Origin of the sequence: Providencia sp. PROV201 (assembly GCF_028479545.1) — a bacterium.
GTDB lineage: Bacteria > Pseudomonadota > Gammaproteobacteria > Enterobacterales > Enterobacteriaceae > Providencia > Providencia huaxiensis.
Map to the genome: position 1 here is coordinate 37,228 of NZ_JAMPNW010000006.1, position 16,186 is coordinate 53,413.

Here is a 16,186-nt window from a genome sequence, read left to right on the forward strand (position 1 = left end):
GCTATTCTTTTATCATTATGCTGCAGACTTTGGCATCATTCCGTGGGCTAAATGGCCTTTATGGAAAGTCGCGAACCTTGGTGAGATCCGTGCGACGGCTTCGGCAGAACAAGATGCATCAAGCAGCACAAAGCTGGCATCATCCCCTTTAGCTGGCCACACTTGTTGGCCTTTTTCATCTAACGGCAGAATATTGCCTGTTGCGATGGCAAGTGAACGGGATAGCGATAGCTCATCAGGGCGAGTATACAGCTGCGCGTACAAATTGGCTTTTTCTAGCATATCGCCTAGGCCAAAGGGCGACCAATGGTCAATCACACTGTCCGTTCCGGTCATCACAAATACCCCATTTTTATTTAGGGTTTTCAGTGGCATATGCAGTGTGCCAATCGGGACGGTAGAGGCAATGGTGATTTGTTGCTCAGCTAACTGTTTTGCCGTTTTTTCCGCTTGTTCAGGGGTGAGTGTTGCCAGTGCAAAGGCATGGCTGATGGTTACTTTACCGCGCAAGCTGCGGTTTTCATCCACTGTTTTAATCATATAATTGATAGCGGCAACGCCTGCTGGGCTCGTTTCATGCAGATGAATATCCACGCCTTTGTTGTAGTCCAACGCAATTTGGAACATCGAATCGAGGGATTTTTCCATCGCGCTATCTACATTGGTTGGGTCTAAACCGCCAACGTAATGAGCGCCTGCTTGCATGGCTTCACGCATTAAACCTTCTGACTTGGAGTGTAATAAGCCATGTTGTGGAAAGGCGACAATTTCGCAAGTGAGGTCTTGTTGGTGTTCACCAAGCACTTTTTGTAAGGCTTCTAAATTTTTTAAACCGGAAACGGGCTCTATATTACAATGGCTACGCGCAATCGTTGATCCTTGGGATTGGATCAGTGCGATCAGCGCATTTGCTCTTTCTTCCGTGAAGGGTTGTAATTCAGGTAACAATTTTTGCTCTAACGCGATCATATCCATGATGGTTTTGCCTTCACGTGACTGTGGTGCTTGCCATGGCCCGCCATAGAAGGTTTTATCAAGGTGGATATGCATGTCACGAAAGGCCGGTAGCATCAGTTTACCTTGCGCACTATAGGCATTTAATGTGCCATCTGCATGCTGTTTATTCGGTAAAACAGCTGCAATTTTACCGTCCCGGATTTCTACCGTATGTAATGCGGTTTGGGTGCCGACGACCGTTGAGTCCTGATAATTAAAGCCAGTTTCGAGTAATACGTCATCGAGGTAATAATGTTTATCCGTAATACTAGATAGGCCTGCTTTTTGGCTAGTTTGGCCTTGAGCGGAGGCAAAGCCCGATACCGCGCCGAATAAAGTGCAAGCGGCTGCGACTTTAGCGCTGGTGGAAAGGAACTCTCTTCTGCCTGATGATTTTTCTGCTTTCATAGAAACTCCTAGTGATATCCATTTACTGTCGAATTTCCTGTTTTTAAGCGACACTTACCCACTCAGATCGTCATTAAACGATCTGAGGGATACTGCAATTTGCGATTAACAAAAAATTCGCATGATCCAGATTATAGAAACTTACCCTTGAATAATATGGGTTCCCGTTTCACCGCGTAAGGCTTCTGGTAGCTTTTCAGGGGTGGTGATGATCACGCGTTTACCACCATTGGCAATAAACGATAGGCTGGCTTCAATCTTCGGTAACATGCTACCCGCAGGGAAATGGCCTTCTTCCATATAACGCTGCATGTCGCGGGTGCTGGTTTCACCGAGTGCTTTTTGTTCAGGTTTGCCGAAGTGAATACACACTTTTTCGACACCTGTGGTGATAATTAAAATATCGGCATTGAGCTCTTTCGCCAGTAAAGTTGTTGAGAGGTCTTTATCAATCACCGCGTCAACACTTTTGTAGCCACCATTGCCGTTGTCAATGACTGGAATACCACCACCACCTGCAGCAACCACCACATAATTGTGTTCTGTTAAGGTGCGGATAGCTTGTGATTCAATGACTCGTTTGGGTTCAGGGGAAGCCACCACTCGGCGGTAACCGCGGCCAGAGTCTTCAACAAAATGCCAGTTTGGGTTTTCTTGCTGCAATTGCTGGGCTTGTTGCTCAGTGAAAAATGCCCCAATCGGCTTGGTTGGCGCGCTAAAGTTTGGGTCATTTTTATCGACTTCAACTTGTGTCACTACCGTAATCGCTTGTCGGTTATGGCGTTTTGCTAAGACATTAGTCAGCGCTTGTTGAACTAAATAGCCAATTCCACCTTGAGTATCTGCCACACAGTTAGCCAGCGGTGTTAACGGCAAACCTTCGGTTTCGTGGGCTATCTCAGCACGGCGCAAATCTAATCCAACTTGAGGTCCATTTCCATGGGTCAAAACAATGTTGTAATTGCCTTCAAGCATGTCACTAATATGATGTGCGACTTCTTGAACGGCTTTTTCTTGAGCTTCGATAGACTGGCTGTTGTTATCTTTGATAATACTGTTGCCCCCGATGGCAACAACCACGAGTTCTTTCATTGTTAATGTATCCTGATACAGAGAGTTAACTGAGGGTCGGTGTACTGAGTTGAGTACATCGACCCTGTAAAGTGTGCTGGATTACACTGACTTACTGAGTTTCTCAGATTTTTCAGCTTGTTGCTCTTCCACAGATTTTCGGCTATCTAAAAAGTGCTTGAGTACAAACAAAGCCGCCATCATGAGGTATGCGTAAACAAACATCAAGGTCGAACCGGTGGCAATTCCGACCGCTGGGGAGTGAATAATTCCGAAGAAGACTAATATTGCCCCCGCAGCAGCAGCAATAGCTCCACGCAGTGGCTGGTTGAGGATAGCAAAGATAGCAATACAGCCCCACAACATACTGGCTAAAGGTGCACCGTTACCTAAATGGACCAGACCTTGGTAATAAACCCCTTTGTGTAGCAAGGTTTCAACACCAATTGCACTTGCAGAGGTACCTGCCGCGCCCATAACACTATTAACCATCGTCAATGCCCAGTTAGCAATCCATGGGAACAGACAGATAAAGATAACGGGGACTTCAATTTTTGGCGTTTCTCGTACCACTTGGTTGGCGGTGACAACCCCGATAAACACCAGTATTGGCACGATAGCGGTCATTGGAATGATAGCTAACATAAAGGCACCGATACCGAATAATGGTACGATAAACATGGTGATACCAGATGCTAAGGTATAACCCACGCTTGCGCCCATCGCTTTCCAACCCGCGTGACCCACATAAACGGTTACTGGGAATGGGTTACCCAGAAAACAACCGACAGTAGATGATAAGCCGTTAGCTAACATGACTTTACGAGTATTATATTCATCACCTGCAGCATGCGCACTTTCAATATTTTCAAGGTCGAAGATATAGTTTGCTAAGCCAAGTGGCACCGCAGACGCTAAGTAAGGCAGAGCGTGGGGAAGGCCTTGGAAGAAGCTATCAATATGGATACCTGGTGGGTTGAAGCCAAATGATGCCATTGAATCTTTGATTGCTTCTGCACTTTGCAAGCCGGAAGCCCATGCCAGTACGGTACCAGCAATTAGCAGCAATAAGCCAGTTGGGATGCGAGCAAAAATCGGTTTTTTACCAAACCAGTTAATGAAAATTAATAACAGCACAATGAATGAAACCGTTGGTGCTTCAAACGCTTGCAGCATCGGGTTCATCGCCAGTAACAGTAATCCTAAACCGGACAAACAGGATAACAGTACGGTGCGAGGGATCATTTTACGGATGGTTTCACCTAAGAAAGAACCACCGACGAGGATCATTGACTCGACAAAACACCAAACTAGTGCGATTTGGATCGCAAACTCGGCATTCTGTGTTGTCTGGTAGACAGGCATGATGACTAAGAACGTCACCGTAAAGATAGAAGGGGCACTCGGGCCTGATGGAAGCGCTGTTACGTCATCGCGCCCAGTTTGCTTTATCATTTGCTGGCCAAAGTAAGCGTAGCTTACGCTGGCAAGTAAAACAGCGAAACCAAAGGCAGGAGCGATACGGCCGTAAACAATTTCTGATGGGATGCCGACAACGAAAATCAAGAGACCCATCATGGTGAGTAGGTTAGTTAGGTTATTGGTCATTAAGCCAAAATAGGCGGCCAAGTCCCCACGTTTCCATTTGATATTTAGTATACTCATAAGTATTCTCCCATACCCGTCATTACCCATCATACTTTAAGCTGCAACTGTGTTGGCTACACTCGGCTACACAGGTCACATACTGAAGTATGCTCCCTGAGATATCCTCGTTTGCCGCCTTGCTGCAACTTAAATTATTTTGGGTAACTGCTTACTCATTTTAAGCCGCAACAAAGTAGTTTTTGTTTTACTTCTGTATGTAAATAATTTGGGTATTGATATTTTATTATTGCCCAACCGGAGTTGGGCGTCTTTTTTATGATTGAAAACTAAGCATATTTCTGTGCGTAGGCCAACATGGCTTTTTCAAAGCAATCAAACGGCGGGTGAACAATACCTGCCCCAATCATACCGATGCCCGCATCTTTATGGGCAATGGCTGTGTTGATAACAGGTAAAATACCGCTGGCTGAAACCTTCGTAATATCAATAGCGGTAGGGATACCCATAAAGCCCAGTAATGGAATAGTCACGTTCGGGTTCTCACCTAAGGTGATTTCACGCATTTGGCGAGAGAAATCGACCGCTTCTTCTACCGTACCGCCAACGAGTGCCACGATAGCGGGTGCAGTTGCCATAGCAAAACCACCAATACCGTAGGTTTCTGTGATTGCAGAGTCACCGATATCTAAACCAGAGTCTTCAGGTTTGTAGCCTGCAAACATCGGGCCGATAACTTGCTGAGAAGGTCCTGTGAACCACTGTCCCGGTAACCCACTGATACGTAAGCCAAACTCATAGCCATTACGCGCCATGGTGGTGACAACGGTGCTGTATTCGATACCGTGAGCGGCATCCATCGAAGCTTTACACATCGCCATCCACGTTGGGCCGGAGAAGTAATCGCTGCTTGCAACAAAATCAAAGACTTCTTTTTGCTGCGCGACAGAGAAATCAGTTTGAATGATCCCAGTCGTGAGCGCTTGGATAAGTAAGGTTGTTCCTGCATTGTTACGGTTATGGCACTCATCACCCATATGCAGTGCTTGCGCAAGCATCAAACGCAGGTCGATTTCACCAACGATTTTCATTGCGTCGCGCAGCATTGGGCCTAAGACATCACGCATCCAATTTAATCGGTCAATCACGCTTTGGTCGTTGGCGCCCATACGCAGGATTTTAGCCATTTGCTCACTGAGGTTAGTAAACGCACGGTTGCCATAGGTTTTGTTTTCAACAATATGCATAAACATTGATGCTGAAGTGACACCTGCCATTGAGCCAACACAATCGTGTTCATGGCAAGGTGAGAAAATGATTTCCCCCGAGGCCGCAACGCGTTCTGCATCAGCTAAGTCTTTTGCCAAGCCTTCGAAAACCAGCGCGCCCGTCACCGCACCTTTCATCGCGCCACACATATCTTTCCAAGCAACCGGTGGGCCTGCGTGCAGGATAGTGTTTTTGGTCATGCCTGGAACCACGTTAATCGCTTGGTCGTAACCGATTAACACAGGCTGAGATTGAATAATACGCTCAAGTGCTTGGGCATTAGCCGCTGCAATTTTTTCTTGTAGCGTGGCATTACCTTCAATTTGGTCGAGGGCGCGAATAACCGCAACGTTGCCTTGTCCTGGAGGAGTCCAATTTAAATGAGTGACCGGAACATGCTGTTTTTTCAGGTCATCACTGAACATTTCGATGCCAATATTGATGACATTTAATGGCTGCTTAAATAATGAAGTCATTATGCTTTCTCCCCTTTCCATACAAACTCACGCCCTAATAAACCCGTATTGGTGCTGCTACTTGCCCAGATAACACCGGCATCTGTTAGCATTTTGACCTGCGCATCCATCGACGGTGTGTCTTGGTCAGTCCCTAGCACATAGCCTAAAATTTCTAGTTCACGCCCATCTTGTTTGGCAATATTCTTCGCTTCTTTAATCGCGTCTATCATCACGCCGACTGGGTCTTCGTGAGAACCAAAACCTAAAACGAAGTCCATCATAATGACGCCAACTTCAGGGTCGCGAGCCTCTTGTAATAAGCGTTCAATACGGTTGGTAGGGTCGATCATTGGGTGCGGTTTACCGTTGGTAAAGTCGTCATCACCAAAATCGAGGAAGGTGTGTGCAATACTTTTGTTGAGGTCTTTTAAGCGGTAGTCAGGGTTTGGCTGAATATTGCTGTAAACATCATCGTATTTTTCCAAGGCGGCAAACATGGCTTCATCGCATAGCGTTCCACCACAGAATAAGCCACGAATATATTTCTGCTCAGGTTTCAGTTTTGCTCTGACTTCATCAATAAGTGGTAAATTAAGAGGGTGTAAATCTAAATCTTCTTTGCGAATACCGGTTAATAGAACCGCTTTCAGTGCTGCTTCTTTGGTGCTTTGTGCAAAGGTTAGACCCGGCTTATCTTCTGGTAGCGGTTGGCTACCTAAGAAACACACGACAACAGGTTTGTGGCATTTTTCCGCTTGTTCTAACACTTTCTTGGCAACGGCAGGAGCTGGTGGCTTAGAAATCAGTGCGATAACTTGGGTTTCATCATCGGCATCGAGCATTTTCAGGGCGTCAATCATCATGATACCGCCAATTTTTTCGCTTAAATCGCGACCACCGGTACCAATTAATTGGGAAACGCCTGCACCAAATTCGTGAATACGGACGCTGAGTTCTTGGCTACCGGTGCCGGATGCACCGATGATGCCAATGCTGCCACGGCGTACATTGTTACCAAAGCACAGCGCAGTACCGTTGATAATGGCGGTTCCGCAGTCTGGGCCCATCATCAGCAAGCCTTTCTTGCTAGCCAGCTGTTTAAGTGCGAGTTCATCTTCAATGGAGACGTTATCGGAAAACAGCATGACATTGAGGTCATTTTCTAATGCAATGCGCGCTTCACGAGCAGCAAACTGGCCATTGACTGAAATGACAGCAAGGTTGGCATCTGGGATATGTGTTTTTGCTGAATTAATGGTGGCGTATTTGGCTTCATGTTGCCCACCGCCCTGGTTTTTCTTATTAAATAGGTCTTCGATAGCAATTAATGTGGCGTCGTTCGCTTCATTGCTTGGGCCTTTGATGACAATCATTAAATCGCCATTTTTAGCCTCTTCTAATTCAGGGGTTAGTAACCCTAAATTACGTAAAACGCCTTTATTCATCTCTGTAGCCATCGCGACAAACGCTTGCTCAACATTGTCGAGTTGATTGGCTTTTGTCGAAATAGACATCAGTGATACGGAATCAAAATAGGTATTCTTTTTTATGACAACTTTAGTCGACATAGTTTTCTCCGAAATAATGGGTGATATACAGGGCATCTCGCAAGCCAAATAGCATGTCGCTGCCAGAACTCGACCCGATATTTAAAATCTCTAAAATTTGTGGATAAATATCTGTTTCTTTCGCAGCAACTAATGATTGAATTAGTTGCTGCATGTTTTCTCGAAATTCTCGGTTTAATGCTTTTTCTAATGTGATGGCACTGATTGGTGTCGTCTGGCCTAGGCTGTGGGTTACTCCTTGATAAAAATCAGGGTAAAAAGTGGCAACTGGATGGCCGTTTAATAATAAAAATGCCATTAACCCAACTAAGTAATCATCTCCTGAAGGTGTTAGCCCGATACCTAATCCAACAAACTGGCGGATCACATGAGTCATGTTTTCTTTATTTTTCTTAATTATTGATTCAATCAATTCAGAGCGTAATTGAAGCAATTGTTCTGTCATAGAGAGATAAAAAAAGTTATCCCCCTGATATTTAAATAGAGAATTTTTATTTTCAGTTAAGATTAAATCCAAATTATTTCTTTGCTCTTCGATATATAATAAATAATTTGGGTTTTTAAGTTTGTTATCACTAAAGTTGATAACAGGTTGCTGCCATTCTTTACATAAAGAAAATGATATTAAATAATGACTGCCAATCAATATTTCTTTATTAAATAAATAAATGGTTTCTCCTTCTTTAATATCGAAAAGAGAAAAGTCTTTATTGATTAATCGGCAACTATTTGGTGCATTATCTAATTGAGAACAAAGCAAAGTATAAAGTACATTATCAATAGAAAAGTTAATGGCTTTATTAAAGACTTGTTCTACTGTTCCTTGAGGTTGTGGCTGATGCAACAAATTGAGAAAATGTGTATCAGCCGTTAGCCCGTATAACCTTTGCCGATGAGATATGGATGCGTTCACATGCCTCCTTATCCTATTTAGAGTCTATGATTTCGCTATGCGCCTGCGGCAATCAGTAGCTCCACAATTTCGTTGTAACCCTTTTCACGCGCTAACTCTAATGGTTTTTTACCATACTTATCAGTCATGTGTGGGTTTGCACCATGGTCTAATAGCAATTTAACGATTTGCTGTTGTTTTTCGCCACCGTCATTGAGCACGATAGCTTCTAATAGTGGTGTCCAGCCTACAAAGTTAGTGTGGTTGACATTAATATCGGTTTTTTCAAGTAATTCACGAACAATTTCCACGTGGCCTTTTTCACTTGCAGGTGTAATGCCCACACCACCAAAACGGGTTAATAAATCTAAATTTGGTTTTGCAGGTAAGACAATGCGCAACAACGTGAGGTCATCATTAAGGCAGCTTAATAAGAAAGGGTTAAAACATGTTTGGTCTTGTTTATTAATATCGGCCCCTGCATTAATTAGGAAAGAAACACATTCATAATGTTTATTCAGGCTTGCATTAACAATCGCCGTACGGCCTTGGCGGTTGGTGGTATTAATATCCACACCTTTTTCAAGACAACTTTTTAATATTTCTAATTGTCCTTGTTCAGCTGCGGTTAAAAAATCGTGAGCGAGAGTACTAGCGGTCATCATTTTCCCCTTAGGTTGGTTTTTATTACCAACATAGATAAAGACAATTTGAAGATTATTTATGATGTGTAGAGCATAGCAATTGTCATTAATAAAAAGAATCCATTTAAATTTAATTCATCAATGAGGCGTTTGATTGTTGAATTAAATTCAATAATCTGGCTTTTTTGTGCGTATGAGCATCCTTTTTTATCGTTTATTGATGGTTTATGACTATTTTTAGACCCAAATTGTGTGATTTTTTTTGTTAATTAAAATCGAAAATCATGATTTACTCAGTTCTGTGATAGACATCAAATTGAAAGTTTTTAATTTGTTAAATTTGTAATTTTATTGATCTCATCTGTATCGAATGTTAATGCTTGGTTTGCCTATTAAATTCAATAATATTAGGTATTTCGAATATTAATAGTGACGTTAAATGTATGGTTTTTACTTGGGAAAAATATATATCAAATTTAATCTATTCCAGTTGTTAATAATTCTGTTAAGCTATAAAAATATGCTCGAAAAATAATCTGATTTTTGCGTTATTGAATTTTATTCACATAAAAAGATAATTTGTCTAAAATTTAAACACTCTTGGTGGTGGGTATGAACTCAATTTTTACGGAAGAAAACTTACTGACTTACACAACAGCAGCGAAATTTGCGAGTTTTAGTAAAGCCGCGGAAGAATTAGGCGTTACCACCTCCGCGGTAAGCTATACCATCAAACGTATTGAAACTTATTTAGATGTCGCATTGTTCATTCGTAATACCCGTAATATTGAACTCACAGAAGCGGGTTACTATTTTTATCGAAAAGCGACCGATTTGCTTAATAGTTTCCATTCCATTCAAAAAAGTATTTATTCCATTGAGCAAGGTATTGAAGCACGGGTGCGTATTTGTATTAATCAGTTATTATATACGCCTTATCATACCGCTAAGTTACTGCAAATATTAAAAAAACAGTTTGCAACCTGCCACATCACCGTGACAACAGAGGTATATAATGGGGTTTGGGATGCCATTATTAATAATCATGCAGATATTGCGATTGGTGCTCCAGGCACGTTGATGGATGGCGGTGGGATTGATTACACTGAAATTGGTGCGATCCATTGGCAATTTGCTATTGCGGCAACTCATCCATTGGCGCTGATGCCAGAACCCATCGCTGAGAGCCAATTGCGTCTTTATCCAAATATTATGGTAGAGGATACCGCGCATACCATTAATAAGCGGGTGGGGTGGCTACTACATGGGCAGGAAGCAATTCAAGTTCCTGATTTTAATACTAAATGCCAGTGTCAGATACTCGGTGAAGGGATTGGCTTTTTACCTGATTATATGATTAAAGAACATGTTAAACACGGCCTGTTGGTAACAAAACACATTCAGAACCCACGACAAGACTCCCATATGCTATTAGCCACACAACATTCGGCTACTGGGCTTGTGACGCAGTGGATCCGCAAAGAATTTGGCGAAAAGGGGGTTCTAGCAGACCTTTACAGCGACCTCCTAAAACCCATCAATTAGTATTATTGGCTAGCGACATCAAGGGCTTTATCGATGGCATCAGGGATCACTGAACCGTGGTTTTTGCCATCGAATAAGGTAAATTCACAGTGCCTTTGGTGGTTTGCAATCTCAGTGCAAACTTGGCGTGTGCTAATCCAACTTTTGCGCGCTTGGTAATTTTGTACTTGTTCGGCGCTCAATTTGGATAAATCAGGGCTCTCTTCTAAACCGCCTAAAGTCACAAATAGGGGGGAAGCCGTTTGTTTAGCTGTCAGCTTCGCTAAATCCACCATACTTCCTTTACCCCACCATAATGACGGGCTGGCAGAAACATAAAACTGAAAATCATCCGGTTGTTGTTGATATGCCATTAAGGTGAATAATCCACCAAATGAATGGCCAAATAGGGTTTGCTTGTTTTTATCAATAGGAAGCCGCTGTTCTGCCCATGGGCGAATAGTGTCAGTTAAAAATTGGTATAGCGCAGGGGAGCCTCCGCCTTGTTTAAATTCGTCACCGATAACCGGTGGGGTGTAATCGAGCGTTCGCCATGCTTTTGGAAAGGCTTCGTCGATGGGGTAAACGTCAGTTTTGCGGTTAGGCTCTTATTATCTTTCTTGTGATGGCCATCAGCGATTTTATCTTCCTGACGATAGTCCCCACCACCATATAATTGCAGGCCGAGTTTATCTTGAATTAATGGGCCTGATAGGTAGAAGTTACCGTCGGTTGAATTACCGCTATCGCTATTTTCTTGGATAATCGCGCCTGTTGTCACACTACCGTGCCATTCATTGGTCACTTTTTTGGTGATGATATTGATAACACCACCCATCGCATCAGAACCATACAGGGAGGACATAGGTCCACGGATCACTTCGATGCGTTCAATCGCTTCAACAGGTGGCATAAAGCCCGCTTCAAAACCACCACTCCCATTTGGACGTGATTCACGGCTATTTTGACGACGCCCATCGACCAATATCAACGTGTATTCGCCGGGTAAGCCACGGATATTAATATCTTGTTTGTTGGCAGCACCAACGATACTTACCCCTTCCACGTCTTTAACCGCATCGGCGAGGTCACGAACAGGTTTATTTTGTAGCTGGTCTGCCGTGATCACAGTCACGCTAGCAGGAGCATCACGCAGTTGTTGCGAGAAGCCTGACGCACTGACGACCATGGTATCTGTTTTACTGTCTGCTGCTGTAGCACTAAATGAAGATAAAGCCGCACAAACACCGGCGGCAATCAGGGTGTAGTGATATTGCGAAGTCATAGTTATCCCTAGGAAATATAAATGAGAATGATAATTATATTGTTTGCGAATATTATCACTAAAACATATCAAAAATAAATAATGGGCTAACTAATTTATGAGCAATATTTGATCTCAGCTAAGAATTTTCACCTATAGTGTTCTCCCCCTTTTTACCATTTTTACCAAGCTTAACGAAAAATTAAGGTTTAACTTTGGTTTATGGTGTTTGGGGATGCGCAAATTTACTCTAGTGCCAACGTTAACTAGAAAAATTTGAATTATATGAAACATACATTTTTAGCCATTTTATGCTGTTTTATTATGGCAGTGGCTCAAGGGGTACAAGCGGAAGAAATACGCTTAAGTGTGACGCATCCGCAAAAAATTAAAGTTGCGGATGCGGTTAGCCTTCCTGGCCAATTTGTGGCGAGAAATGAAATTTCTATCGGTTCGCCATTACAACAACAAATCGTCACCGCAGTATTTGTGGAAGAAGGGGAGTGGGTGGAGAAAGGCCAATTGCTTGCCACCTTAGAATCGCCAATCCAAAGTGCTGCTGTACAACAATTGAAAGCTGAAATTGATAAGGCTGCGGCTTATATCAAACAGCAAGAAGCACTCAGTAGGCAGTCACAAAGTGAGCTTCAGCGCTTGTCTCCGCTGGCTAAAACAGGAGTTATTTCAGCAAATGACTTTGGAAAAGCAAAAAACGAAGCTGCAGCGCAAAATGCACTTCTCACAGCAAGTCGGGCAGAATTACGCCAATTACAAGCCCAACTAAGGCGTGAGCAAAGCCAAGAAGATAAAGCAAAAATTATTGCGCCCGTTGCAGGTGTGATCAGCGAGCGCCATGCAATGAGCGGTACGCTATCCGATAACGCATTGTTATTTAAACTAATCGAAAATAACGAGCTAGAGTTTGAAGCCCTCGCACACCCCTCTGAATTAGCCCGCATCCTTGGGGATAACCCCGTTATGATGAAAGTGAATAACAATACGGTCATTTCGGGAAAACTACGTTATTTATCACCCAAAATAGAGGCTTTAACCCAATTAGGAAAAATCAGAGTGACGCTGACCGAACCCGTTCAATCGATGAGATTAGGGGAAATCGGGATGATGACCTATACCAATTCACCGCGTGAATACATATCACTGCCTTATAGTGCGATTCGTACAGAGCCTGATGGTCAACGTTTTATTTTTAGTGTGGCAAATGATGGGCGCGTAGAAAAACTGCCCGTCCAAATAGGTAAAATTCAACATGGTCATGTTGAAATATTAAGCCCGTTAGCGGCTAACCTTGACGTGGTGACTTACGCTCAAGCCTTTTTATCTGAAGATGATAAAGTTGTTCCTGTAAGGGCACCGCAATGAAGCTACAGCTATCGTCTTGGGCGATAACGCGTCCAATCCCAACTATTGTGATTTTTTTAGCCCTGACAATCGCTGGGATTTTCTCTTTTAATCAATTACCTATCACAGCAAACCCAGTGATTACCTTTCCGATTGTTACGGTTACTGTCACACAGGATGGCTCATCACCGACAGAGTTAGAAAATGCCGTCACAAAGCGAGTTGAACGCGCAGTTTCTGGGATCCCCGGTATCCGCCATATTACCTCATCGATTAGTGAAGGCGCATCAACGACAACCATTGAATTTGATTTAAGTGTTGATGCCCATGTCGCCACTAACGATGTACGTGAACAAATTGGGCAAATTCGTGGGGAATTGCCGCAAACTATCGACGAACCGTTAATTAACCGTATTGATGTCGAAGGTGGGGCGATTTTACGTTATGCCGTTTCATCTGAAACTGAATCTATCGCCGACTTGTCTTGGTTTGTCGATGACACCGTGAGTAAGCAGTTGATTACTGTGCCAGGGGTGCAAAAGGTCAGTCGGTTAGGGGATACAGAGCGAGTAATTCGCATTGAGCCGGACGCAGATAAACTTGCGGCAATGCAGTTATCGATAGCGAGCATCAATGAAGTATTAAAAAATAATCATCAGAATTCTGCTGGGGGAAATGCAAAATACAATAGGTTACAGCATACCATTCGTGTTTTAGGGGAAAAACAGGCAGTAGATGATATTAAAAACATCATGCTACCCATTGATAACCAAAAATCTGTCAGGTTGGGGGAAATCGCTAATATTTATGATGGCCATAAAAATGTGAAATCTATTTCGCAACTTGATGGTAAAGAGGTTGTCGGGTTTGCGGTATATCGTGCAAAAGGCTCTAGCGATACCAAAGTAGCTCAGGGCGTTGCACAAGCACTGGAAAAGCTACAAAAAGCCAACCCAAATGTTGAAATAAGCTTGGTTTCATCGACGGTCAAATACACGGAATCGAGCTTTACGCTAACGATTCAAACCTTATTAGAAGGGGCCTTTTTAACCATCGTTATCGTATTTTTCTTTTTGAAAAGCTGGCGAGCCACGTTGGTGGCAGCAGTGGCATTGCCTCTGTCGATATTACCGACCTTTTTTATTTTGATGTTATTTGATTACAGCTTAAATAGCATCACATTACTGGCCCTGACGTTAGTGATTGGCATCTTAGTGGATGATGCGATTGTTGAAATTGAAAATATCCAAAAATATATTGAACGCGGTGAGCGGCCGTATCTTGCTGCATTGAAAGCCTCTGATGCAATAGGTTTTGCGATTGTTGCCATTACGCTAACGATTGTCGCGGTATTTTTACCCGTTAGTTTTATTGGCGGCTTTGTGGGGCAATATTTTGTACCATTCGGCATTACCGTTTCTGCCGCTGTGTTGTCTTCCTTGTTGGTGGCAAGGTTAGTTACGCCATTAATGGCAGCCTATGTATTATTGCCACAAAAAGGTGCCCATGAAGGCGTTAAAACAGCAAATTGGATAGCGCGTTATACCCGTTTTTTATCGATGACACTAAAACACCGTAAGTTCGCATCAATGCTAGCTGGTGGGTTTCTGTTTGGTTCAGTGGCGATAACCAGTTTTTTGCCTGTGGGGTTCATGCCAGATGGTGATATCAGTGTTAGCCAAATTAATATTGAGCTGCCACCGGGAACGCCTGTTGAGCAAACGCAGAAAAAAATTAATGAAATTGCCAAACAGCTAAAAGATAGGCCGGAAATTTTATCGGCCTACTCGATTGCCGGAATTGCGGATGATTCAGAAGGCGTTGCTCAGCACAAAGGCGAAATGATTTTAACCTTAACTGAGCCCAGTGAGCGTGAATTATCACAAAAAGAATTTGAGCTGGCTATCTCTGAGTGGTTAAGCCAAAAAACGGATGCACGTTACACTTTCAGCAACAGTAATGGGGGAAAAGAATTTTCGTTAATGTTTACAGGGAGTGACCCTGAACAACTCGAAAAATCGATGCAAAAATTGCGCGAGGCAATGGCAAAAATTGATGGGTTTAAAAATGTCCAAGTTATGAAACCGCTATTACGTAAAGAATTGATTGTTAAACCTAATGTGGTAGATGTTGCCCGAACAGGCGTCAGTGTGGAAGAGATTGCAAACACACTACGCATTGCGACTATGGGGGAGGCAAATTCACGTAGCGCTAAGTTTAATCTGCCAGATAGGCAATTAGCCGTACAGGTGATTTTACCGGAGTCCCAGCAAAATAATATTGATGTGCTGAATAATTTATATGTAAGAAGCCAAAATGGGCAAAACGTCCCGATTAAATCTGTTGCTAATATTGACTCCAGTGATGGCCCTTCCCAGATTGAGCGAATTAATCGCCAAAGACAGATGTCGATAGAAGCCAATTTGGAAGGGCTCACATTAGGGGAAGCGTTAGATATTGTGGCGCAACTTCCTGAGTATCAACAACTGCCACACAGTATTTCCCAAGTGGAATACGGTGATATGGAATATATGATTGATATGTTCGAACGCTTTGGCACTACGATGGTATTCAGTGTGTTACTGGTTTTCGCTATTTTAATCGTATTGTTTAAAGATTTTATTCAGCCGATTACCATACTGGTTGCCTTACCCTTTTCGATTGGCGGGGCAATTATAGCTTTAGTGTTATACGGTGCGATGATCGATTTACCTGTCATTATTGGTATTTTAATGCTGATGGGGATTGTGACGAAAAACTCGATTTTGCTGGTGGAATTCATTCTTGAAAAACAACGTTCAGGTATGGCGCGAGAAAAAGCGATTATTGAGGCAGGACAAGAGCGTATTCGGCCCATTATTATGACGACCTTTGCCATGATTGCAGGGATGATCCCCCTAGTACTAACAAGTGGGGCAGACGCAGGGTTTCGAGCCCCTATGGCCATCGCTGTGATTGGCGGTTTGTTGAGCTCCACGATCCTTAGCTTGTTGTTTGTCCCTGTGATTTATAGCTTGATGGATGATTTAAAACGTAAATTATTACCTCAGCTCGCCAAATTAACCTCAGTGACAAAAGAAGACCGCAATATTAAGCACTGGTAAAGGGATAAAAGCTGGCCGAAAGGC

At 43.1% G+C, this 16,186-nt stretch carries 11 protein-coding genes and 1 pseudogene; 3 read left to right on the forward strand and 9 right to left on the reverse strand.

Annotation, left to right across the window (positions count from 1 at the left end; all coding sequences use genetic code 11):
- Positions 1 to 15: 15 nt before the first annotated feature.
- From PR809_RS06800 to PR809_RS06830, 7 genes are all read right to left on the reverse strand, one after another.
- Positions 16 to 1,404, reverse strand: coding sequence for an amidohydrolase family protein (locus tag PR809_RS06800; protein ID WP_102138769.1), 1,389 nt, complete (start codon positions 1,402 to 1,404; stop codon positions 16 to 18).
- A gap of 141 nt (positions 1,405 to 1,545) precedes the next feature.
- On the reverse strand, positions 1,546 to 2,496 hold the full coding sequence (locus PR809_RS06805; RefSeq protein WP_206276865.1) for a carbamate kinase family protein: 951 nt from the start codon (positions 2,494 to 2,496) through the stop codon (positions 1,546 to 1,548).
- Between the two features lie 81 nt (positions 2,497 to 2,577).
- Positions 2,578 to 4,140, reverse strand: coding sequence for a xanthine permease (locus PR809_RS06810; protein WP_102138771.1), 1,563 nt, complete (start codon positions 4,138 to 4,140; stop codon positions 2,578 to 2,580).
- Positions 4,141 to 4,409: 269 nt separating this feature from the next.
- Positions 4,410 to 5,825, reverse strand: coding sequence for a DUF1116 domain-containing protein (locus tag PR809_RS06815; RefSeq protein WP_166266083.1), 1,416 nt, complete (start codon positions 5,823 to 5,825; stop codon positions 4,410 to 4,412).
- Entirely contained in the window at positions 5,825 to 7,375 is a 1,551-nt protein-coding gene (gene fdrA, locus PR809_RS06820; RefSeq protein WP_102138773.1) for an acyl-CoA synthetase FdrA, read from the reverse strand. Before fdrA ends, PR809_RS06815 begins: the two co-directional genes overlap by 1 nt.
- Positions 7,365 to 8,288, reverse strand: a complete 924-nt coding sequence (locus PR809_RS06825; RefSeq protein ID WP_206276864.1) for a DUF2877 domain-containing protein — start codon at positions 8,286 to 8,288, stop codon at positions 7,365 to 7,367. The genes fdrA and PR809_RS06825 overlap by 11 nt, the downstream gene beginning before the upstream one ends.
- Positions 8,289 to 8,323: 35 nt before the next feature.
- On the reverse strand, positions 8,324 to 8,929 hold the full coding sequence (locus PR809_RS06830) for an ankyrin repeat domain-containing protein (protein WP_102138775.1): 606 nt from the start codon (positions 8,927 to 8,929) through the stop codon (positions 8,324 to 8,326).
- A 594-nt stretch (positions 8,930 to 9,523) separates the two neighbouring features.
- On the opposite strand from PR809_RS06830, the gene PR809_RS06835 reads away from it, so the two are divergent.
- Positions 9,524 to 10,456 carry a LysR substrate-binding domain-containing protein gene (locus tag PR809_RS06835; RefSeq protein WP_195698024.1) on the forward strand — a complete coding sequence of 311 codons (933 nt, stop codon included), beginning with the start codon at positions 9,524 to 9,526 and terminating at the stop codon, positions 10,454 to 10,456.
- A 2-nt stretch (positions 10,457 to 10,458) separates the two neighbouring features.
- On the opposite strand, the gene PR809_RS06840 is transcribed toward PR809_RS06835, so the two are convergent.
- Positions 10,459 to 11,013 carry an alpha/beta hydrolase gene (locus PR809_RS06840; protein WP_336298714.1) on the reverse strand — a complete coding sequence of 185 codons (555 nt, stop codon included), beginning with the start codon at positions 11,011 to 11,013 and terminating at the stop codon, positions 10,459 to 10,461.
- Positions 11,010 to 11,720: pseudogene (locus tag PR809_RS06845) on the reverse strand (TonB-dependent receptor plug domain-containing protein); the annotation flags it as partial. The pseudogene PR809_RS06845 and the gene PR809_RS06840, both read right to left, overlap by 4 nt.
- A gap of 264 nt (positions 11,721 to 11,984) precedes the next feature.
- Here PR809_RS06845 and PR809_RS06850 point away from each other — a divergent pair.
- A complete protein-coding gene (locus PR809_RS06850) occupies positions 11,985 to 13,079 on the forward strand; it encodes an efflux RND transporter periplasmic adaptor subunit (RefSeq protein ID WP_195698026.1) in 1,095 nt (364 codons plus the stop codon).
- Positions 13,076 to 16,162, forward strand: a complete 3,087-nt coding sequence (locus tag PR809_RS06855; RefSeq protein WP_206276863.1) for an efflux RND transporter permease subunit — start codon at positions 13,076 to 13,078, stop codon at positions 16,160 to 16,162. The genes PR809_RS06850 and PR809_RS06855 overlap by 4 nt, the downstream gene beginning before the upstream one ends.
- Positions 16,163 to 16,186 lie beyond the last annotated feature (24 nt).